This is a genomic window from Arsenicicoccus bolidensis DSM 15745 (assembly GCF_000426385.1).
Taxonomy (GTDB): domain Bacteria; phylum Actinomycetota; class Actinomycetes; order Actinomycetales; family Dermatophilaceae; genus Arsenicicoccus; species Arsenicicoccus bolidensis.
Genome location: NZ_AUFG01000005.1, coordinates 123409 through 143038, shown reverse-complemented (window position 1 = coordinate 143038; position 19630 = coordinate 123409). Strand labels below are relative to the sequence as shown.

The 19630-nt window shown below is 73.3% G+C and carries 16 protein-coding genes; 13 read left to right on the top strand and 3 right to left on the bottom strand.

What is annotated here, in order from left to right:
* Window positions 1–49: 49 nt before the first annotated feature.
* Together benC and K313_RS20065 are read left to right on the top strand one after the other, a co-directional pair.
* Window positions 50–3019: a benzoate 1,2-dioxygenase electron transfer component BenC gene (benC, locus tag K313_RS0104755; RefSeq protein WP_029210646.1), complete on the top strand. Its 2970-nt coding sequence runs from the start codon at window positions 50–52 to the stop codon at window positions 3017–3019.
* Between the two features lie 22 nt (window positions 3020–3041).
* Window positions 3042–5735 carry a helix-turn-helix transcriptional regulator gene (locus tag K313_RS20065; RefSeq protein WP_029210645.1) on the top strand — a complete coding sequence of 898 codons (2694 nt, stop codon included), beginning with the start codon at window positions 3042–3044 and terminating at the stop codon, window positions 5733–5735.
* A gap of 84 nt (window positions 5736–5819) precedes the next feature.
* Here K313_RS20065 and K313_RS0104745 read toward each other — a convergent pair whose 3' ends face one another.
* Window positions 5820–7262, bottom strand: a complete 1443-nt coding sequence (locus K313_RS0104745; protein ID WP_029210644.1) for a KamA family radical SAM protein — start codon at window positions 7260–7262, stop codon at window positions 5820–5822.
* 88 nt (window positions 7263–7350) lie between these two features.
* Here K313_RS0104745 and kdd point away from each other — a divergent pair, with 88 nt between their 5' ends.
* The 9 genes from kdd (at window position 7351) to K313_RS0104700 (ending at window position 16323) form a co-directional block, all read left to right on the top strand.
* A complete protein-coding gene (gene kdd, locus K313_RS0104740; RefSeq protein WP_029210643.1) occupies window positions 7351–8460 on the top strand; it encodes an L-erythro-3,5-diaminohexanoate dehydrogenase in 1110 nt (369 codons plus the stop codon).
* 4 nt (window positions 8461–8464) lie between these two features.
* Window positions 8465–9649, top strand: a complete 1185-nt coding sequence (locus tag K313_RS0104735) for an amidohydrolase family protein (protein WP_029210642.1) — start codon at window positions 8465–8467, stop codon at window positions 9647–9649.
* Window positions 9577–10038, top strand: a complete 462-nt coding sequence (locus K313_RS23835) for an amidohydrolase family protein (protein ID WP_169516819.1) — start codon at window positions 9577–9579, stop codon at window positions 10036–10038. The genes K313_RS0104735 and K313_RS23835 overlap by 73 nt, the downstream gene beginning before the upstream one ends.
* Window positions 10035–11624, top strand: a complete 1590-nt coding sequence (kamD, locus tag K313_RS0104725) for a lysine 5,6-aminomutase subunit alpha (RefSeq protein ID WP_029210640.1) — start codon at window positions 10035–10037, stop codon at window positions 11622–11624. Before K313_RS23835 ends, kamD begins: the two co-directional genes overlap by 4 nt.
* Window positions 11621–12409, top strand: a complete 789-nt coding sequence (gene kamE / locus K313_RS0104720; RefSeq protein WP_029210639.1) for a lysine 5,6-aminomutase subunit beta — start codon at window positions 11621–11623, stop codon at window positions 12407–12409. Before kamD ends, kamE begins: the two co-directional genes overlap by 4 nt.
* Window positions 12406–12819, top strand: coding sequence for a 3-aminobutyryl-CoA ammonia lyase (gene kal, locus K313_RS0104715; protein ID WP_029210638.1), 414 nt, complete (start codon window positions 12406–12408; stop codon window positions 12817–12819). Before kamE ends, kal begins: the two co-directional genes overlap by 4 nt.
* Before the next feature lie 524 nt (window positions 12820–13343).
* Window positions 13344–14915, top strand: coding sequence for an apolipoprotein N-acyltransferase (lnt, locus tag K313_RS0104710; protein ID WP_029210637.1), 1572 nt, complete (start codon window positions 13344–13346; stop codon window positions 14913–14915).
* Window positions 14916–14956: 41 nt separating this feature from the next.
* A complete protein-coding gene (locus K313_RS0104705; RefSeq protein WP_029210636.1) occupies window positions 14957–15721 on the top strand; it encodes a polyprenol monophosphomannose synthase in 765 nt (254 codons plus the stop codon).
* On the top strand, window positions 15718–16323 hold the full coding sequence (locus K313_RS0104700) for an FxsA family protein (RefSeq protein ID WP_029210635.1): 606 nt from the start codon (window positions 15718–15720) through the stop codon (window positions 16321–16323). The genes K313_RS0104705 and K313_RS0104700 overlap by 4 nt, the downstream gene beginning before the upstream one ends.
* Window positions 16324–16403: 80 nt before the next feature.
* On the opposite strand, the gene K313_RS0104695 is transcribed toward K313_RS0104700, so the two are convergent.
* Both K313_RS0104695 and K313_RS0104690 read right to left on the bottom strand, forming a co-directional pair.
* Window positions 16404–16763: an RNA polymerase-binding protein RbpA gene (locus tag K313_RS0104695; protein WP_019285870.1), complete on the bottom strand. Its 360-nt coding sequence runs from the start codon at window positions 16761–16763 to the stop codon at window positions 16404–16406.
* 122 nt (window positions 16764–16885) lie between these two features.
* On the bottom strand, window positions 16886–18313 hold the full coding sequence (locus K313_RS0104690; protein ID WP_029210634.1) for an MFS transporter: 1428 nt from the start codon (window positions 18311–18313) through the stop codon (window positions 16886–16888).
* Between the two features lie 115 nt (window positions 18314–18428).
* Here K313_RS0104690 and K313_RS0104685 point away from each other — a divergent pair, with 115 nt between their 5' ends.
* Window positions 18429–18995: a hypothetical protein gene (locus tag K313_RS0104685; protein WP_029210633.1), complete on the top strand. Its 567-nt coding sequence runs from the start codon at window positions 18429–18431 to the stop codon at window positions 18993–18995.
* Entirely contained in the window at window positions 18995–19618 is a 624-nt protein-coding gene (locus K313_RS0104680) for a hypothetical protein (protein ID WP_029210632.1), read from the top strand. Before K313_RS0104685 ends, K313_RS0104680 begins: the two co-directional genes overlap by 1 nt.
* Window positions 19619–19630: the final 12 nt, after the last annotated feature.

The window sequence follows — 19630 nt, the reverse complement described above, 5'->3', positions numbered from 1 at the left end:
GCGCCGCAGCCGATCACGACTGCGGCGCAACGCGGGGAGAGAGGGCACCATGAGCCACCAGGTAGCGCTGGCCTTCGAGGACGGCGTCACACGATTCATCCAGGTCGACGACGACCAGACCGTCGCGGACGCGTCCTACCGCGCCCGCATCAACATCCCGCTGGACTGCCGTGACGGCGCCTGCGGCACCTGCAAGTCGCTGTGCGAGTCCGGCGAGTTCGACGGCGGCAGCTACATCGACGACGCCCTCACCGAGGACGAGGCGGCGCAGGGCTACTGCCTGCCGTGCCAGATGAAGCCACGCTCGGACCTCGTGCTCCAGATCCCGAGCACGTCCGCCGTGGCCAAGACGCAGGCGGCCACCTTCACCGGCACGATCGTGGACATCACGCGCCACTCGGACTCCACCATCGGCTTCTCGATCGAGACGCCGGAGCGCGCCAAGCTCGCCTTCCTGCCGGGGCAGTACGTCAACGTCCACGTCCCTGGCACGGACGACACGCGGTCCTACTCCTTCAGCTCGGCGCCGGACGACGAGCGCCTCACCTTCCTGGTCAAGCTCACCCCGGGCGGCGTGATGTCGACCTGGCTGGCCGAGCGCGCCCAGGTCGGCGACGAGGTCAGGTTCACCGGCCCCAACGGCAGCTTCTTCCTGCGCGACACCCGTCGTCCCGTCCTGCTCCTGGCGGGCGGCACCGGGCTCGCCCCGATCCTCGCGATCCTCAAGAAGGTGCGCGCGGACGGCGACAACCGCCCGCTGCACCTCGTCTACGGCGTGTCCAAGGACGAGGACCTGGTCGAGCTCGACACCCTCGCCGGGCTCGCCGACCAGATCGACGGGTTCACCTGGGACTACTGCGTCTCCGACCCCGGCACCGGGGCCCCCAACAAGGGCTACGTGATGAGCCTCATCAGGGACGAGCACCTGTATGACGGTGACGTCGCGGTCTACCTGTGCGGGCCTCCGCCCATGGTGGAGGCGGTGCGCACGCACTTCTCCGACCAACAGCTCACGCCCACGGGCTTCTACTACGAGAAGTTCGCCCTCTCCGGCCCTGCGGCCGCCCCGGCCTCCGGCCCTGCGGCCGGCGCCACCAGCCCGGCCGGCACGACGACGGGCCCCGTCACGGGATCCGCCCCGGCCGAGCCCGGCGAGGGCGGCGACCGGGCACCCGGCGGGACGCCCGCCGACGAGACGGTGACCGACGCGGACGCGGCATACGGCACTGAAACCGACAGCGGGACCGTGGGTGGAGCAGCCGAGCCGGCCGTCCAGGAGACCGACCCCGAGACCGGCCTCACGCAGGTCGCGGCGCCCACGGTCGGCGTCCAGGTCACGGGCGCGGGCGCGGTCCTGCTCGAGGACCCGAGCGGTCGCGGGCTGGCCGGCCAGGAGATCTTCGCGGCCGACGCCGAGCTCGCCCCGCTGGGCTCCGGCGGGTCTGGTCCGGAGCGCACAGACCCCACCGACCCCTCAGACCCCACCGAGCGGACCGCCACGGCCCGGACCCTCATGGGTCAGGACCTCTGGCCCGCCCGCGAGGGCGACGCGGGGCAGCCCGCCCAACTCGACGAGGCCTCCACGCTGGTCACCGACCCGGACGCGCGCAGCCTCGCCGGTCAGGCGATCTTCGCGGCCGGGGAGATCGAGCCGCTGCACGAGCCCCGGCCCGTGCCTGCGGCGGCGACGACCGACGCGGGCGGGACCACGGCCGGCGCCGGGAGCACCGACGTCACCGGGACCGGCACCGGTGGCTACGAGATCGGCGAGGAGCACCCCGACGTGGGGGAGTCCGACGCGATCTTCGAGGCCCGCGAGGCCCTGGAGCTCGGGGCGCTCGCCCTCACCATCGGCCGGCTGTCCACGACGCAGCTCGCGGGCTACCGCCTGCTCGCCGAGGCGACCGTGCCCTACGTCCAGGGCGACCGGTTCGTGGACGCGGCGGCCTACACCGAGACCAACGCGGCCTTCCACGACTACCTGTTCACGCTGACCGGCAACGAGCACCTGCTCCAGGCCTACCAGCGGCTCGGGGTGCGAGGGCACATGGACCAGACCCTGCGCAACGCCACCTGGTGCGACCCCCGCTGCGCCCAGGACCACCTCGACATCGTCACGGCCTTCGAGGGCGGCGACCGGGACGCCGCTCGCACCCTGATCAGCGAGCACGCGGCCCGGTCCAAGGAGACCACCCGGCGGGCCATGCGCGAGCAGGCCGCCACGCGCCGTCCGGCGTTCGTCACCCCGGGCCGCTTCGCCGGCCAGGTCGTGGTGGTCACCGGCGCCGCGCAGGGCATCGGCGAGGCCGTCGCCCGGCGGATCCACGCCGAGGGTGGCGCCCTGGTGCTCGCCGACCGCTCCGAGCTCGTGCAGGAGCTGGCGGACGAGCTCGGTGGGGACACCCCCGCCGAGGCGGTGGTCACCGACCTCGAGACCTACTCCGGCGCGCGGTCCGTCGTGGACCACGCGGTCGCCCGGCACGGTCGGGTCGACGTGGCCATCCACAACGTCGGTGGCGCCATCTGGTTCAAGCCGTTCCAGGAGTTCACCCCCGAGCAGATCGACGCGGAGATCGCCCGGTCGCTGATGACCACGCTCTACGGCTGCCGCGCGGTCCTCGAGCCCATGGTCGAGGCAGGCCGGGGCACGATCGTCAACGTCTCCTCGATCGCCACCGGAGGCATCCACCGGGTGCCGTATGCCGCGGCCAAGGGCGGCGTCAACGCCATCACCCGGGCGCTCGCGGTCGAGGCGGCCGAGCACGGCGTGCGCGTCGTCGCCACCGCCCCTGGCGGCACCGAGGCGCCGCCGCGACGGGTCCCGCGCGGTCCCTCGCCGGAGGGCGAGGCCGAGCAGGAGTGGTTCCAGGCGCACATCGACCAGACGCTGGCGTCGGCGCCGATGCACCGCTACGGCACCCTCGACGAGCAGGCCGCAGCGATCACCTTCCTCGCCTCGCAGGAGGCGGGATACATCACCGGCACGGTCCTGCCCGTCGGTGGAGGAGACCTGGGCTAGCGCGTGCCCTAGCCTGTGGCAGATGAGCGACGGTGCCACGGCGAGCCGATGGGTCGACCCGGACCAGGCGGCGAGCCTGCGGGACGCCCTCGGTGAGCTCGTGGCCCGTCCGGGAGGACTGGTGGTCGTGATCGGGCCGCTCGGATCAGGACACGATGCCCTCACCGACGCCGTCGTCGAGCAGGTGTCCCGCCGGTCGGGCCTGCAGCCGCGCGTGCTGCGTGCCCGACCGGGGGACAGGAGCTGGGCCGTGGGCGCCGGCGAGACCGTCGTCCAGACCGTGAGCGCCGGCGAGACCGCAGGTGTGGACCGCCACGAGGCCCGCCAGGGCGATGCGGACGCCGCCGACCCCTCCTTCGTCGTCGTGCACGACGCCCACCTCGCCGACCCCGACCTGCTGGCCCCCCTCGTGGACCGCGCGGGTGCTCCCGGACCCGACCGCCCAACGGTGGTCCTCGTCCACGACGGCACCCTCGGCCTGCCCCTCGTGCCGGACCACCGGTGCGTCGTGCGCCCCCTCGACCTCCCCCGCGTCCAGGAGAGGATCGACGCGCGCGGCCTCGGGCACCGCCTCGCCGCGATGCGCGTGGTCGAGCACACCGCCGGGCTCGCCGACCTGGTCGAGGACCTGCTCACCCACCTCGCCACCGACCTGACCGCATCGGCGCTCGACGTCCGCCTGGGATCGACCCCGTCGGCGAGGTCGGACGCCCACGCGGTCGTCTCCCGGCTCGACGGACCCGCCCGCGACGTCGTGGAGCTCGTCTCGGTGCTCGGCACCCTCGACCTGGACGACCTCGCCGCGCTGACGGGCGAGGCCGACCCCACCGCGTCGGTCGACGACGCCGTCCGCAGCGCGCCGGTGCGGCTGGTCGACGACGGCTACCGCGTGCGCGTCGCCCCCGTGGCACCCATGCTCGCGGCCGCCGTCGTCGAGGCGATGCCGCTCGCCCGACGTCAGGCCGCCCACCGGCGGGCCGCCGCCGTCGCGCAGGACGACCTCGAGCGGGCCCGGCACGTCCTGCGCGGCAGTCCCTTGGTCGACGAGGCCGCCGTCGAGGAGGTCGTCCGCCTCGGCAGAGGCGCTGCCCAGCACGGCGACTGGCGGCGCGCCTCGGCCGCCCTCACCCTCGCCGTCCGCACCACCCGCGAGGCGGACCGGCGCCAGGCCCTGCTCCCCGAGGCGCTCGACGCGGCCGCCGGCGCGGGGCAGCTCGTCACCGCGGACCAGCTGGTCCCCGCCGTCTCGGCCGGCCCGCCGAGCGTGCTGCGCGACGCCGCCCTCGGCTACCACGCGATCATGGTCGGCCGCCCCGACCGGGCCGAGGTCTGCCTCGACCAGGCCTGGCGGCAGTGCAACCCGCGCACCCGCCCCGCCCAGGCTGTCCAGGTCGCCGGTCGTCGCGCGCTGCACGCCTTGTGCAGCTGGGACGGCGCCGAGCTGGAGCAGTGGGGCGCCCGCGCCGCGCTGCTCGGCGGCGACGACCACGCGTCCCGGCTCGAGGCCGAGTGCACCGGCGCGATCGGCACGGCCATCCTCGGCGACGCCGGACGCGCGCGCACCCGCCTGGCCGAGATCCTGCACGACCACCCCATCGGCCCCCACCGGCAGCGGGTCGCCCTCGCCGCGGGCTGGGTCGAGCTGGCCACGGGCGACGCCGACACCGCAGCCCACCGGCTCGAGGACGCCTGCGGCCGCCCCGGCGACGAGGGCTCGGTCCGCATCGCGATGTGGGCCCAGGGGTGGCTGGCGCGAGCGCGGTTCGACGCCGGGCAGTGGGCCGCCGCCATACGGCTCGTGGAGCGCGGGAGCTCGCTGGGGGACAGCACCCAGCTGAGGCTCGGCGAGCCCCTGCTCCACTGGACCGGCGCGCAGGTCAACGCCCTGATGGGTCGCTGGGCGGCCGCCGACCGGCACGCCCAGCGCGCCGCCTGCCCGGTCGACGCCTACCCGGTCATGCGGATCCCCGCCGCGCTGGCCCGCGCGCAGGTGTGCGAGGCGCGCGCCGACTACGACGGGGTGGTGCGGCACCTCGCGCCCGTCGCCGCGATGCCGCGGCGCCGCGACATCGACGAGCCGGGCTTCTGGCAGTGGCACCAGCCCTATGCCAACGCGCTCGTGGTCCTGGGGCGGCTCGACGACGCCGACGCCTTCCTCACCCCGCTGGAGGCCCGCGCCGAGGACCGGCACCGCGCCGGACCCGTCGCGGCGCTGGCGACAGCCCGGGCCCGCTGGCACGGCGGGCGCGGCGACGTGGACGCGGCGACCAGCACCTTCGCGCTCGCCGTCGAGGCCGCCACCGCCGCCCACCAACCGTTCCAGGTCGCGCGGATCCACTACTCGCAGGGCCTGGTCCTGCGTCGGGCGGGCCGCCGTCGGGAGGCCGACGAGTCGCTCCGGACCGCGCAGCAGGACTTCCGCGACCTCGGGGCGGACGCCTATGCCGAGCGCTGCGAGCGCGAGCTCAAGGCGACCGGCGTCGCGCAGGCCAGGCGACCCGGACGCGCCACCGAGCTGACGGCTCAGGAGGAGGCCGTCGCCCGGCTGGTCGCGGCGGGACACCCCAACCGGGACGTGGCGCGCGAGCTCAGCCTGTCGGTCAAGACGGTGCAGTACCACCTGACCAATGTCTACGGGAAGCTGCAGGTGCGAGGGCGCACCGAGCTCGCAGCCGCCTGGGTCGCCGAGGATCACTCACCAGCGCCGTCCCCCTGAGATCCCCCCGTTCCCCCAGCGAAGATCGTGAGGGTTTCGTCCAAGAATGTTGGACGAAACCCTCAGGATCTTGGGGGGGCGGGGTCAGACGAGGGACGCGGTGCGCGAGGCCGCCGCTGCGGCGACCTCCGCCTCGTGGGCCGCCGCCACGGCCGCCTCGTCCCGCTGCTCGCGCCACCAGCGCTGCCCGCTCTCGGGGAGGGTGTAGATCGGGTCGTAGTAGGCGTAGTCGGTGCTCGTGACGTCGACCTCCTCGCCCTCGATCGAGGTGCGATAGTTCTTGCGCCACAGCGAGATTCCGCGTTCGCGGTCGTACTCCTCGACCTGGTGGACCCACCGCTTGCCGACGAACGGCACGTCGCACACGATGCGCGGCGTGGCGAAGCCCGGCAGGTATCCCATGATCGCGTGCTGCAGGTGCTGGGCCTCGGACAGCGACAACCGCCAGTGCTCGCTGAACGGGATCATGTCGCACATGTAGAAGTAGTACGGGTTGATCGCCGCCTCGTCGCGCATGGTGAAGCACAGGTCCAGCAGTGCCTCCGGCGTGTCGTTGATGCCGCGCATGAGGACGCCCTGGTTGCGGATCGAGCGCACCCCGGCCTCGTGCATCAGCCGGGTCGCGTGGGCGACCGAGGGCGTGACGGACTGGGCGTTGTTGATGTGCGTGTGGACGGCGAGCCCGACGCCGCGGCAGGCGGCGGTCCAGGAGACCCGGCCCAGACCCTCCACGACGTCAGGTGCGGACCAGTGCTGGGGCAGGCCCATGAGCGCCTTGGTGGCGAGCCGGATGTCGCGGATGTTGTCGATCTCCAGCAGGCGCATGAGGAAGGACTCGAGGTTCTTCCACGGCATGTTGGCGACGTCGCCGCCCGAGACCACCACGTCGCGGACCTGCGGGGATCCCTTGAGGTAGTCGATCATCGCGTCCAGCCGGTCGACCGGCTTGCCCGCCAGCTTGAGCTTGGTGACCTGCGCGGTGGAGTTGCCGACGAGGTCCATGCGCGTGCAGTGCCCGCAGTACTGCGGGCAGGTGGGCAGCAGCTCGGCCAGCACCTTGGTGGGGTAGCGGTGGGTCAGCCCCTCGGCCACCCACATGTCGGCCTCGTGCAGCGAGTCGCGGGAGGCGTGGGGGTGGCTCGGCCAGTCGGTGCGGCGGTCGGAGTAGACCGGCAGCATGTAGCGGCGGACCGGGTCGGCGAGGAACGCGGCGCTGAACTCCGCGCCGGCCGCCGGCATGGGGGAGTCGACGGCCGGGACCATCGTGTTGAGCATCTGGGGCGGCACGAGCATCGACATCGTGGCGCGCTCGGCCTGGTCGCGCTCGAGGTCGGCGTAGACGTCCTCGGTGAGCAGGTCGCCCATGAGCTCGCGCAGCTGCTTGACGTTCTTGACGCATCGGGTGCGCTGCCACTGGGCGCTCGCCCAGTCCTTGTCGGTCACGTCGCGCCAGCCCGGCAGCCGGCGCCAGTCGGGCTCCACGAGCTCGCGCCGACGGTAGACGTATGGTTGCTCCATCGCACTCATGACCCCTACGGTAGCGGAGAGTTTGCGGCCTGCAACACTGCGGGCAGAAGGTTTTGCACCATCACCCGTCTCAGAGTGGAGAATCGGCATGGAGAGCGCGCAGGTCGCCCGCCCCGGCAGCGGTGCCCCCACGCCCCCTGCGACCAGCTCGTCGCCATACGGCCTGCACCGCGTGATCGTCGGCCCGGGGGAGCGCCCGTCCCTCCCGCAGGCCGCGCGCTGCCTCGACGACCGGCCGGAGATCTGGCCGGACGAGGTCCGCGTGTCCGTCGAGACCCTCAACCTCGACGCCGCGAGCTATCGCCAGCTGAGAGGGTCGTATGCCGGGAGCGCCCTGCGCCAGGCGGTGCTGGACATCGTCGGCGAGCGCGGCAAGATGCAGAATCCCGTGACGGGGTCCGGCGGCATGCTGATCGGCACCGTGGACGAGGTGGGGCCCCAGAGCCCCCTGGGGCTGCGGCCCGGGGACCGCGTGGCCACCCTCGTGAGCCTGTCCCTGACGCCCCTGCGGATCACCGACGGCCTCGCGCGGTGGGACGGCGAGGACGAGCGCGTCCCGGCGCAGGGCCACGCCATCCTCTTCGGCCGCTCGATCGCCGCGACCCTGCCGGACGACCTCGACCCCGAGCTCGCCCTGATGGTGATGGACGTGTGCGGTGCCCCCGCCCTGGTCGATCGGGTCGTGCGCGAGCACCGGGCCCGCGCGGGGGAGCCGCCCGCCGTCCTCGTCCTCGGCGGTGCGGGCAAGTCCGGCTCGCTGTCGCTGGCCGCCGCCCGGCGGGCCGGGGCCGGCCACCTCACCGCGGTGGTGCCCGTCCAGGCCGAGGCGGACCTGCTGCGGGGCACGGGGCTCGCGGACGACGTGGTCCTGGCCGACGCGCGCGACCCGCTCGGGCTGCTCGAGGCGGTCGAGGCCGCGCACGGCCCGGCCGACGTCACGGTGGTCTGCGTCGACGTGCCGGGGTGCGAGCACCCCTCGATCCTCGTCACGCGCGACGGGGGCACGATCATCTACTTCTCGATGGCCACCAGCTTCAGCGCGGCCGCGCTGGGCGCGGAGGGGCTGGCCGCCGACGTGCGCATGCTCGTGGGCAACGGCTACACCCCCGGGCATGCGGCCCTCGCGCTCGACCTGCTGCGCTCCGACGCGTCGGTGCGCGCGTTGTTCGAGGGTCGCCTCGCACCACGGGCAGACTGAGCCCATGCGACGACGCACCCTCTACCGCAACGGCCACGTCTACGTCCCGACCCGCGGCTTCCCCACGGCCATGCTCGTCGACGACACCCGGGTGCTCTGGGTGGGGACGCAGTCAGAGGCGGACGGGCAGGTCGACGAGGCGGACCGGGTCGTGGACCTGCACGGAGCGCTGGTCACCACGCCGTTCGTCGACCCCATCCACTACGTGGTCGAGACCGCGGAGTGGCACTCGGTGACCCAGCTGATGGGGGCTCGCTCGCTGACGGAGGCGCTCGACCGGCTCGCGGAGGCCGCCCGTCGGTCCGACGGGCCGGTGACGGGGTTCGGCCACGACGAGAGTCGCTGGCCGGAGCAGCGCCCACCGACGCCCGAGGAGCTGGACCGCGCGGTGGGCGGTCGTCCCGCCGTCATCCTGCGTGCGGACAAGGGGGCCTGCGTCAGCTCGCCGGCCTTCACCGCCGCGGCCGAGCGCCTGGGGGTGGACACGTGCGACCTGTCGGACCGGAGCCGCAGACCCAGCGTCGGGGCCCTGCTCAAGGTGCTCGTCGCCCTGCGCACGCCCGCCCAGCAGCAGGCGATCCTCGACGGCGCCCTGTCCGCCGCCGCCGGCTACGGCATCGGGTGCCTGCACGACCACATCTCCAGCCCCCGGCTCCTGGACGGTTTCACCACCGTGCGCCCGCAGCTGCCGGGGCCCGTCGTGCAGCGCTACCTCCGTCACGTCTGCCGGCCCGGCGAGGACCCCATCGAGCTCCTGCGCGAGCACGACCTGTACGGCTTCACGCTCCAGGTCGACGGGCCGGTCAACAGCCACCGGGCAGCCCTGCACGAGACCTACATCGACCTGCCCGGCCAGCTCGGCCCCGACCCGATGCCCGCCGGCATGATCGCCGAGCACCTCGTCACCGCTTCGCTGGCCGGCGTCCGCACCAGCCTGGTCGCCCTGGGAGACCGCGCGGCCGACGCCATGATGACGGCATGCGCACCGCGGTGCGGACCGTGGGGCTGGACCGGTTCCGCTCGATCCGGCACCGCACCGTCACCTTCGCCCTGGCCGACCCCCGGGTGCTGGGCACCCTCATCGACCTCGGGGTGGTGGCCGTCCGCATGCCCCAGGTGGACAGCAGGTGGGGCGGCCCGGACGGCGAGTTCACCCGCAGCCTCGGCCCGGCCCGGGCCCGCGAGATGATGCGCCTCGGCTCGCTCGGCGTCGACGGCCTGGTCACGGCCCTCGCCAGCTCGTCGCCCTGGCTGGAAGCCGACCCCTGGCAGACGCTGCGCTCCGCCCGCTGGCACCGCTCGGAGGAGGACCAGATCTCGGTGGGCGAGGCCTTCCGGGCCCACACCGTCGGCGGCTGGCACGCGTCCGGCCACGGCACCCGGGGCTACCTCGACGTCGGGCTCCCCGCCGACTTCGTGGTGTGGGAGGTGCCGCCGGGCGAGCTCGGCGGGGGATCGCGCTCCCCGCTCGAGACGCCGGGCCTGCCGCGGCTGACCCCGGACGTCTCCACACCCCGAGCCCTGCTGACCGTCGTCGGCGGCCGCACGATCCACGAGAGCGAAGGAGCTCTGACATGACCCGCACGCCCGCGCCGGGTGCGCGCGCCCACCTCGACCTGGACCCCCAGGTCGTACGTCGCGCGAGGAGCCTCGCCCGCCGGGCTGGTCGACCCGTCGTCCGGCTGGCGCAGGAGCACACCACCGTGTCGGTCGAGCGCGCGACGCTGCGCCTGGCGGGACTCGCGGGCGCCGACCACGAGCGCGTCCCGTGGGTCAACCACCTCGTCCAGGGCGTGCGCGACCAGGTGGGGCTCGAGGCCGGCGTCACCACGCCGGTGCACGACGCCCTGGCGCGGGGGGAGGCACCGGACCTGCTCACCCTCGCCCAGAAGTCCGCGGCCGGCGCCGTGACCTTCCGCCTCCCGGAGGGCAAGGACCGCACCGCGGCGCGCCGCCTGGCCATGCGCTCGGTCAAGAAGGGGATGACGCGCATCGACCGGCAGCGCGCCGCACGGGAGCGCCTGATCGCCAAGGTCGGCGACGCGCCCGCCCGCCCGTGGGTCTACCTCATCGTGGCGACCGGCGACATCTACGAGGACATGCCCCAGGCGCAGGCCGCGGCCCGCGGGGGAGCGGACGTCATCGCGGTGATCCGCTCGACCGGGCAGTCCCTGCTCGACTACGTCCCCGAGGGCGCGACCCGCGAGGGCTACGCCGGGACCTACGCGACGCAGGAGAACTTCCGCCTGATGCGGGCCGCCCTGGACGAGACGAGCAAGGAGCTGGGCCGCTACGTCCGCCTCACCAACTACGCGTCCGGGCTGTGCATGCCGGAGATCGCGGCGCTGGCCGGCCTCGAGCGGCTGGACATGATGCTCAACGACTCGATGTACGGCATCCTCTTCCGCGACATCAACCCCGTCCGCACCTTCGTGGACCAGCGCTTCTCCCGCCAGGTCCACGCCCGCGCCGGGATCATCATCAACACCGGCGAGGACAACTACCTCACGACCGCGGACGCCGTGGAGGCCGCCCACACGGTGACGGTCAGCCAGCTGCTCAACGAGTACTTCGCCAAGGAGGCGGGGCTCGCGGACTGGCAGCTCGGTCTCGGCCACGCCTTCGAGATCAACCCGGACGTGCCCGACTCGTTCCGCATGGAGCTGGCCCACGCCATGCTCGCCCGCGACCTGTTCCCGCGCGCGCCCCTGAAGTGGATGCCCCCCACCAAGCACATGACGGGGGACGTCTTCCGCGGCTACCTGCTCGACGGCTTCTTCAACCTCGTCGGGGGGCTCACCGACCAGGGGATCCTGCTGGTGGGCATGATGACCGAGGCCGTCGTCACGCCCTTCCTGTCCGACCGCGACCTGGCGCTGCAGAACGTCCGCTACGCCCTCGAGGCGGGCCGCGGGCTGCGCGAGGACTTCCGCCCGCCACCCGACGGCTTCGTCCAGACGCGGGCCCGGGCCGTGCTGTCCGAGGCCGTGGACCTGCTCGACCGGATCGTCGACGACACCCTGCTCGACGCCATCGCCGACGGGACCTTCGGCCTGATGAAGCGTCCGGCGGACGCCGGCAAGGGCCTGGACGGCGTGGTCCGCAAGGGCCCGGACTACGACAACCCCGCCACGACCCTGCTCGAGGAGGGAGCCACGCGATGAGCGACATCATCAGGCCGTATGGCGACACCACCGGTGACGGCATGATCCAGGTCTCCTTCACGCTGCCGGTGCCCCACGACAAGCGCGCGGAGGGAGCGGCCCTGCAGCTGGCCGACAAGATGGGGATCCGGCCCGCCCTGCTCGTCCACGCCAAGCCGATCGGTCCGGACTTCACCTTCTTCGTGGTCTACGGCTCCGTGAACCACCTGGTGGACCTGCGCGACGTCCACGTGATGGAGCGCGACTACCCGCTGCTCCCGGCCAAGGACGTCAACGCCGCGATCAAGCGACAGCTGCGCCGTCCGCTCGTGGTGGTGGGAGCGTGCATCGGCACCGACGCGCACACCGTCGGGATCGACGCGATCCTCAACATCAAGGGTTTCGCGGGGGAGAAGGGGCTCGAGTACTACTCCGAGATCACCGTGGTCAACCTGGGCGCCCAGGTCCTCGTGCCCGAGCTCGTGGAGCGGGCCCGCGCGGAGCAGGCCGACGCCGTGCTGGTCTCGCAGGTGGTCACGCAGCGGGACGCCCACCTCACCAACACCCAGGAGATGTCGGCGGCCTTCCGCGAGGCCTATCCCGCGGGCACCGCGCCGCTGCTCGTCGTCGGCGGTCCGCGCTTCGACGAGGCGGCCGCCGGGGAGCTCGGCGTGGACCGCGTCTTCGGCAAGGGGACGACGCCCGGTGAGGTGGCGTCATACCTCGTCCACGCCATCTCCCAGCGCCACGCCCGCCCCCAGGCACCCACCCGCACCCGGACCGCAGCCGAGGAGCCAGCCCGATGACCACCACCCCGTCGTCCCCGCCCCAGGTCGGCATGACCCTCGTCCACCGCCGCTACGTTCCCTACAGCCACGCGCACTACGCCGGCAACCTCGTGGACGGGGCCTACTCCCTGGCCGCGTTCGGCGACGTGGCGACCGAGATGTGCATCCGCACCGACGGGGACGAGGGGTTGTTCGCGTCCTACAGCGACGTGCAGTTCTCGGCACCCGTGCGGGCCGGCGACTGCCTCGAGATCAGCTGCACCCTGGTCCGGGTAGGCTCCCGGTCGCGGGAGATGGACTTCTCGGTCCACGTGGTGGCCCGTGGCACGCCGGACCGGGGCGCCTCGGCGGCCGATGTGCTCGACCCGCCGGTGGTCGCGACGACGGCCCGTGGAGTGGTGGTCGTGCCCCAGCGTCACGAGCCCTGACACGCAGGTTCACCCTCCGTCCGGAGCGCTATGGCACAGGGTCATTGCCTCCGCCCGTTCGGCCGAACGCGCCGTCGGTGTCCGCATGCTGGCGACACGCCGACGTCAACCGACTTTTTTCGGTTCAGGGTCACGCCCCTGACCAGCGGATCTCTGCGTCGTCGCAGGTCAGCGGCTGTTTGACAGCCGCTGTGGGGGAGGCTCTAGGTTGGCCGAGGTTGTCCGACCATTCGAGTGGGGTCCGATCCGGGTCTCCGACGTGGGCGGTGGTGATCACTCCCTGGGGGAGCGCCCGATCGGGTGAATCCAGGTCATCGTCCGTGCCCGTCGGTGCCACCTCCGCGATCACCGCACCTCGGACAGCAGCACGACCCGCACGCCTAGTAGACAACGGCGCAGCCCCGGCATCCGGTCGGGTCCGCGCCGGCCCCAACGGCCTGCGGGTCGTGCTGTGCCTCAGCGGCGCGCGCTGGCCCCGTGGCGGCGCGCACCGACCTACCGGCCCGTACGGCTAGGGTGTCGCCGTGCGTAAACTCCTCCTGGCCCTGCCGCTCGCGATCGGCGCGGGTCTGGCCCTGTGGCTGTCCTGGCCGGACCACGACGTGTGGTGGCTCGGACCCGTGGGGATCGCCCTGCTGGCCCTCGCCACCCACGGGGCAGGCGCCCGTCGTGGCTTCCTCCTCGGCGTCGTGACCGGCCTCGCGGCCTACCTGCCGGCGCTGCACTGGTCCGGGATCTACGTCGGTGACCTGCCCTGGGTCGCGCTGTCGGTGCTGCAGGCGCTCTACGTCGGGATCACCGGCGCCCTGTGCGGCCTGCTCTCGGCCCCCGACGACACCCGGCCACGGGAACGGGTGCCCCGCCGGTTGCCCTACCCCGTCGTCGTCGCGGCCGCCTGGGCCGTGGGGGAGTGGCTGCGGTCCACGACCCCGTTCGGCGGATTCCCCTGGATCAAGATCGCCTTCGGGATGGCCGACGCGCCGATCCTGCCCCTGGTCCGGTATGTCGGGACGCCCGGCCTCACCGCGGCGGTGGCGCTCGTCGGCGGCCTCCTCGCGGTGGCCGTCCGCCATGCGCCGGCCACCCGACCCGGCCGGCGCCCGCGCCGCACCGCGGGACGGCATACGGCCCTGTCCCTCGGCTCCCTCCTCGCCGCCGCCGCGCTGGTCTGGGGCCCGGCCCTGCTGCCCGTGCCCACCGACGGCCGGACCGTCGACGTGCTGGCGATCCAGGGCAACGTGCCGCGAGCGGGGCTGGACTTCAACGCCGAGCGGCGCCAGGTGCTCGACAACCACGTCGGGGTCACCGTCGAGGCGATCCGCTCCCGCACGGCCGCCGGCACCCAGCGCCCCGACCTGGTCGTCTGGCCCGAGAACGCCTCCGACATCGACCCCGTCCGCAACCCCGACGCCGGCCAGGCGATCACCTACGCGGCCCGGACCGCCCAGGCGCCCATCCTGGTCGGCACCCTTCGCACCGACGACCAGGCGCGCATCAAGAACACGACGCTGCTGTGGGACGCCGGCCGGGGACCGGTCGCGGACTACGCCAAGCGGCACCCGGTGCCGTTCGCGGAGTACATCCCCTACCGCAGCTTCTTCCGTCACTTCAGCGACAAGGTCGACCTGCTCACCCACGACTTCACCGCGGGCGACACCGTGGGCGTGATGGACGTGCCGACCCGCGCCGGTGCGGTCCGCGTGGGGCTCGGGATCTGCTTCGAGGTCGCCTACGACGACCTGATGCGCGACGCGGTGCACCACGGCGGGCAGATCCTCGCCGTGCAGACCAACAACGCGACCTTCGGCTACAGCGACGAGTCCTACCAGCAGCTGGCCATCTCGCGGATCCGGGCCGTCGAGCTCGGTCGCTCGGTGGTGCACGTCTCGACCGTCGGGGCCTCCGCGATGATCACCCCCGACGGCGTGGCGCACGACCGGACCGGGCTGTTCACCGCGGCCGCGCTCGACGCCCACCTGCCCCTGCGCTCCGAGCTCACCCCCGCGGCCCGGATCGGCGACCTGCCCGTCTGGGTGTGCGTCGCCCTGCTCACACTCGGCCTCGCGCTGCGGCTGCGGCGCCCGCGCCGACACTAGGCTGGCGGAACCATCGGACCCCACGGACGGTTGACTACGACATGCGCACCCTGGTCCTGATCCCGACCTACAACGAGCGGGACAACCTCCCGCTCGTCGTCGAGCGCCTGCGCCGCGCCGTGCCCGGGGCAGACCTGCTCGTCCTCGACGACAGCTCGCCCGACGGCACCGGCGAGGTGGCCGACGCCCTGGCGTCCGCCGACCCCCGGGTGCGGGTGCTGCACCGCGCCGGCAAGGAGGGCCTCGGGGCCGCCTACCTCGCCGGATTCGCCCGCGGGCTCGACGAGGGCTACGACGTGCTGGTCGAGATCGACGCCGACGGCTCGCACCCGCCCGAGACCCTGCCCGCCATGCTGGCGACCCTCGACGACCCCACCGTCGACCTGGTGATCGGGTCCCGGTGGGTGCCGGGCGGCGGCATCGTCAACTGGCCGCTGCACCGCAAGGCCCTGAGCCTCGGCGGCAACCTCTACATCCGGCTGCTGCTGGGCATGCCCGTCCGCGACGCGACGGCCGGGTTCCGCGCCTACCGCGCCTCGACCCTGCGCAGCATCGGCCTGCAGGACGTCGAGTCCCTCGGCTACTGCTTCCAGACCGACCTCACGTGGCGCACCGTTCACGCCGGCCTGACCATCCGGGAGGTCCCGATCACCTTCGTCGAGCGCGAGATCGGCTACTCCAAGATGAGCGGCGACATCGTGCGCGAGTCCATGCTGCGGATCACCCGGTGGGGTCTGCGCTACCGCCAGGGGCAGGTGCGCGACCTGCTCGCCGCCCGCCAGGTCGAGCGATGGGAGTCGTTGTGAGCACCCCGACCCGACGACGCCCGCGCTGGACGTGGATCGCCTTCGTCCTGCTCCTGGTCGTCCCCGTCGCCGAGATCGCCGTCATCATCGGCGTCGGCAAGATCATCGGCGGCTGGCCCACCATCGCGCTGCTGCTCGTCGAGTCCGCCCTCGGCGCCTACCTCGTCAAGCGCGAGGGCCGGGCCGCCTGGGCCGCCCTGCAGCGTGCGCTGACCGGCGGACGCATGCCGGCGGGCGAGCTGTCCGACGCCGCGCTGGTCCTCGTCGGCGGCACGCTGCTGCTGGCCCCCGGCTTCCTCACCGACGTCGTGGGCTTCTTCTTCGTCCTGCCCTTCACCCGGCCGCTGGCCCGGCGGCTGCTGACGACGGTCATCACCCGGCAGCTGCTCGCGAGCGGGCCGGGGGTCGTCCTGTGGGGAGCCGGTATGCCGCCCCGCAACCCGGGCCCGGGTCAGGCGCCGCCGACCTGGCAGCCCGGTCAGCCCGGCCAACCTGGTCAGCCCGGCCAACCTGGTCAGCCCGGTCAACCGTCAGCGGGGCATCCGCGGCAGCAGCCTCGGCGTGACAGCAAGGACGACGTCGTCGAGGGCGAGATCCTCTGAGTCGCTCCACCCACGGTGCGGCACGCGACGAGGCCCGCCTCCCCTGACGGGAGGCGGGCCTCGATGTCGTCCGGCGCTGCTCAGGCGCTGCGCTTGGGCCGTGGCTTCTCGCCACGGGACTGACGCAGCAGCGTGAGGCGCTCCTCGAGCAGCTCCTCGAGCTCCTTGACGGAACGGCGCTCGAGCAGCATGTCCCAGTGGGTGCGGGCGGGTTTGGTGGGCTTCTCCTCGGGGGCGTCGCCGCCCTGGAGCCGGCCCAGCTCGCCACAGCGGCACTCCCACGTCGCCGGCACCTCGGCCTCGATGGAGAACGGAAGCTCGGTCACGTGGCCCTGAGGGCAGGTGTAGGACACGAGCTGGCGTTCGCTGGGGACGACGCCGTCATCGGTCTCCATGCTGAAGGACCCGAGTCGCGAACCTCGAAGTGAACGCTCGGCCATGTCTGATCCCCTTTCGTCGGCACCGCGAGCCCGGTGGGACTGACTCGCGGCATACCCCCATCAACGTCGGCTGATCCGGGGGATGTTCCCGGGCGCGGTGGTTGGCACCCAAAGACACCATCCTAGACGACGGCGGGCGCCTCGTTGCCCGCCGCGCGGATCCCCTCGCGCATGTCGACCCGCGACAGGAGCACCCCGCCGATGACGAAGAACGCGACCAGGGCGACGATCGACAGGCGGTAGGAGTGGGTCAGCTGGTGGACGACGCCGAACAGCAGCGTCCCGAACCAGCTCGTCCCGCGCTCCATCGCCTGGTAGAGGCTGAAGAACTCCGACTCGCGCCCCTGCGGCACCAGCTGGCTGTAGAGCGACCGCGCCAGCGCCTGCGTCCCTCCCATGACCAGGCCGATGAGGATGCCGAGCGCGAGGAACGCGGTGAAGACCCCGGACGGGACGAAGTAGGCCACCCCGACGACGAGCGTCCACACCACGAGCCCGCCGAGCACCGTGCGCCAGGCCCCGATCCGACCGGCGACGCGGCCGAAGATCAGGGCGCCACCCACGGCGACGAACTGCACGACGAGGAAGGTCAGCAGCACCTGGCTCTGCGACAGGCCCAGCTCGAGCGTGCCGTAGAGGCTGGAGGACCCGATGACCGTCTGGATCCCGTCGTTGAAGAACAGGTAGGCGAGCAGGAACAGCAGCGTCTGCGGGTAGCCGCGCAGCTCGACGAAGGTGTCGCGCAGCTGGGCGAACGCCCCTCGCACGGCGCCGCGCTCGGGAGCGGCCTCGGGCGGGAGCCCCTCGGCGAGCGGCCGGGCCGGCAGGTCGCGCAGACCCAGCACCGGTATGACGGTGAACAGCCCCCACCACAGCCCGGCGCTCAGCAGGCTGATCCGCACGGCGGTCTCCGTGCCGATCCCCACCCGAGGACCGAGGTTGAGCAGCAGGAAGTTCGCGGCCAGCAGCAGGCCGCCGCCGACGTAGCCGAGCGCCCACCCGCGCGAGGACACGCGGTCCCGGTCGTCGGGCGGGGCGACGCGGCACAGGATCCCGTCATACACGACCATCGACGACCCGAGGCACACCGAGGCGACCATGATGAGCACGACACCGAGCTGCCACGCCGTCCCCTGGACGAGGACCATGGCGCTCGCGGCCGCGGCACCCACGCCGGCGAACCAGCCCAGGAGCCGCTGGGGACGCAGGGAACGATCGGCGACGGCGCCCACGACGATGAGCAGCAGCGCCGACACGACGGTGGTCACCGTGGTGGTGTAGGAGTACAGCGAGCCGGGGGCGACCGGGATGCCCAGCACCGACAGGTACGCGGCGCAGCTCTGGCCGACGGGCTGGTCGGGGCAGGCGGCCCGGTTGGCGACGGTGGTCAGGTAGGGGCCCATGAGCACCGCGGCGGTGGTGGTGACGTAGGCCGAGTTCGCCCAGTCGTACCAGTACCACGCACGCTGATGGCGGGTGCTGCGGCGACGACGCGTCGTACCCTCGGGCAGGTCGGTGGCCTCGGCGCTGCGGTCGGTGCTGCTGGGCATGCGGTCTCTCCTCGGCCGGGGACCTCGCCGTCGAGGTCGCCGGGCCAGAGCCTACTGGCCGGTCGCGGCGATGACAGCGATCCTGCTCGACGAAGCGCCGGGGCATGATGGGTTCATGCGCATCCCCGGACCCCACGACCTGCTCACCGCCGCCGTCACCGTCAAGGACGGGGTCACCGACGCCGCCGACCTGTGGCCCCGCACCCTGGACCTGATCGACCGCGTCGAGGCGATGGTCGGCCGTGGGGAGGCGTTGCTGGAGCAGGCCGAGGAGCTGCTCGCCCAGGCCGCCCTCACGCGGGCGCACGTCGACGAGGTCGCAGACGCTGCCGCGGAGACGTCGGCGCGCGCGGCCGCGCTGGTGGCCCGCGCCGAGGCGCTGACGGCCGTGGGCGAGCAGACCCTCCCGAGGCTCCAGCCCATGGTGGAGCCGCTCGCGGCGCTGGCCGACAAGGCCCTCCCGATCGCCTCCGAGGTGGTGGCGAGCGTCGACCGCGACGAGGTCCTGGCCCTGGTGGGCATGATCGACCGGCTCCCGGAGGCGCTCGTGCAGATCGACCGCATCGCTCCCGACGTCCACCAGATCCTCGAGTCGGTCACCGACCTGGCTCACGCGGCCCAGGGCCTGCCCGGCATGGGCTCGCTCATCCGACGCGGCGAGCGCAAGGACGACGACGACTGATGGGTGACGGGCGCCGACGCGCCCCGTGGTGGATCGCCGCGGGGGTCGCGACGCTGCTCGCCGCGGCCTGGGGGCGGCTCAACCCCACCAGCTCGTTGCTCGTGCACGAGCTCCTCGACCACCCGGTCGTCCTCGGCCTCGCCGGCTACCTGCTCGTCGCTTGGGGCGTCTCGTTGGTGGCGGTCGACGCGCAGCGACGGCTCGTAGTCCGCATCCTGCTCGCCGCGTTGGGCGCCACGGCCTTCGGCCTGGTGGGGATGGTCCTCAGCGTGGGGGTCAACCCTGGTCGCGACGAGCTGGTCCTGCCCGCTCCAGCCCAGGCCGGGACCGACCCCTACGAGGCCGACATCGTCAGCGACGGGGACCTGGTGTCGCCCGTGACCACCGTCGTCATCCGTCACCGCGAGTGGGGACCGTCTGCGCGCTGGTGGCCCGCCGCCTGCCTCAACGGCGAGTACGCGGGCGGCACCATGACCTCGGCCCGCTGGACCGGACCCACCGAGCTGGCGGTCGTGCTGGACGGTGGTCGCGAGGTCTCCGTGTCGGTCGAGCCGGCGACGGCGGAGCCGCGCGAGGTCGTGCGGCTGGGACGTCGTTGTGGGGCCCCTTCGTCCACAGGCTGACGTGTTCCCACC

Bases quoted from the DNA above. Each gene is read 5' to 3' on its own strand.
- K313_RS0104680 (WP_029210632.1), top strand. From the start codon at position 18,995: ATGGGTGACGGGCGCCGACGCGCCCCGTGGTGGATCGCCGCGGGGGTC.
- K313_RS0104685 (WP_029210633.1), top strand. From the start codon at position 18,429: ATGCGCATCCCCGGACCCCACGACCTGCTCACCGCCGCCGTCACCGTC.
- kal (WP_029210638.1), top strand. From the start codon at position 12,406: ATGACCACCACCCCGTCGTCCCCGCCCCAGGTCGGCATGACCCTCGTC.
- K313_RS0104745 (WP_029210644.1), bottom strand. From the start codon at position 7,262: ATGAGTGCGATGGAGCAACCATACGTCTACCGTCGGCGCGAGCTCGTG.
- kamE (WP_029210639.1), top strand. From the start codon at position 11,621: ATGAGCGACATCATCAGGCCGTATGGCGACACCACCGGTGACGGCATG.
- kamD (WP_029210640.1), top strand. From the start codon at position 10,035: ATGACCCGCACGCCCGCGCCGGGTGCGCGCGCCCACCTCGACCTGGAC.
- K313_RS0104690 (WP_029210634.1), bottom strand. From the start codon at position 18,313: ATGCCCAGCAGCACCGACCGCAGCGCCGAGGCCACCGACCTGCCCGAG.
- kdd (WP_029210643.1), top strand. From the start codon at position 7,351: ATGGAGAGCGCGCAGGTCGCCCGCCCCGGCAGCGGTGCCCCCACGCCC.
- K313_RS0104705 (WP_029210636.1), top strand. From the start codon at position 14,957: ATGCGCACCCTGGTCCTGATCCCGACCTACAACGAGCGGGACAACCTC.
- K313_RS0104735 (WP_029210642.1), top strand. From the start codon at position 8,465: ATGCGACGACGCACCCTCTACCGCAACGGCCACGTCTACGTCCCGACC.
- K313_RS20065 (WP_029210645.1), top strand. From the start codon at position 3,042: ATGAGCGACGGTGCCACGGCGAGCCGATGGGTCGACCCGGACCAGGCG.
- benC (WP_029210646.1), top strand. From the start codon at position 50: ATGAGCCACCAGGTAGCGCTGGCCTTCGAGGACGGCGTCACACGATTC.
- K313_RS0104695 (WP_019285870.1), bottom strand. From the start codon at position 16,763: ATGGCCGAGCGTTCACTTCGAGGTTCGCGACTCGGGTCCTTCAGCATG.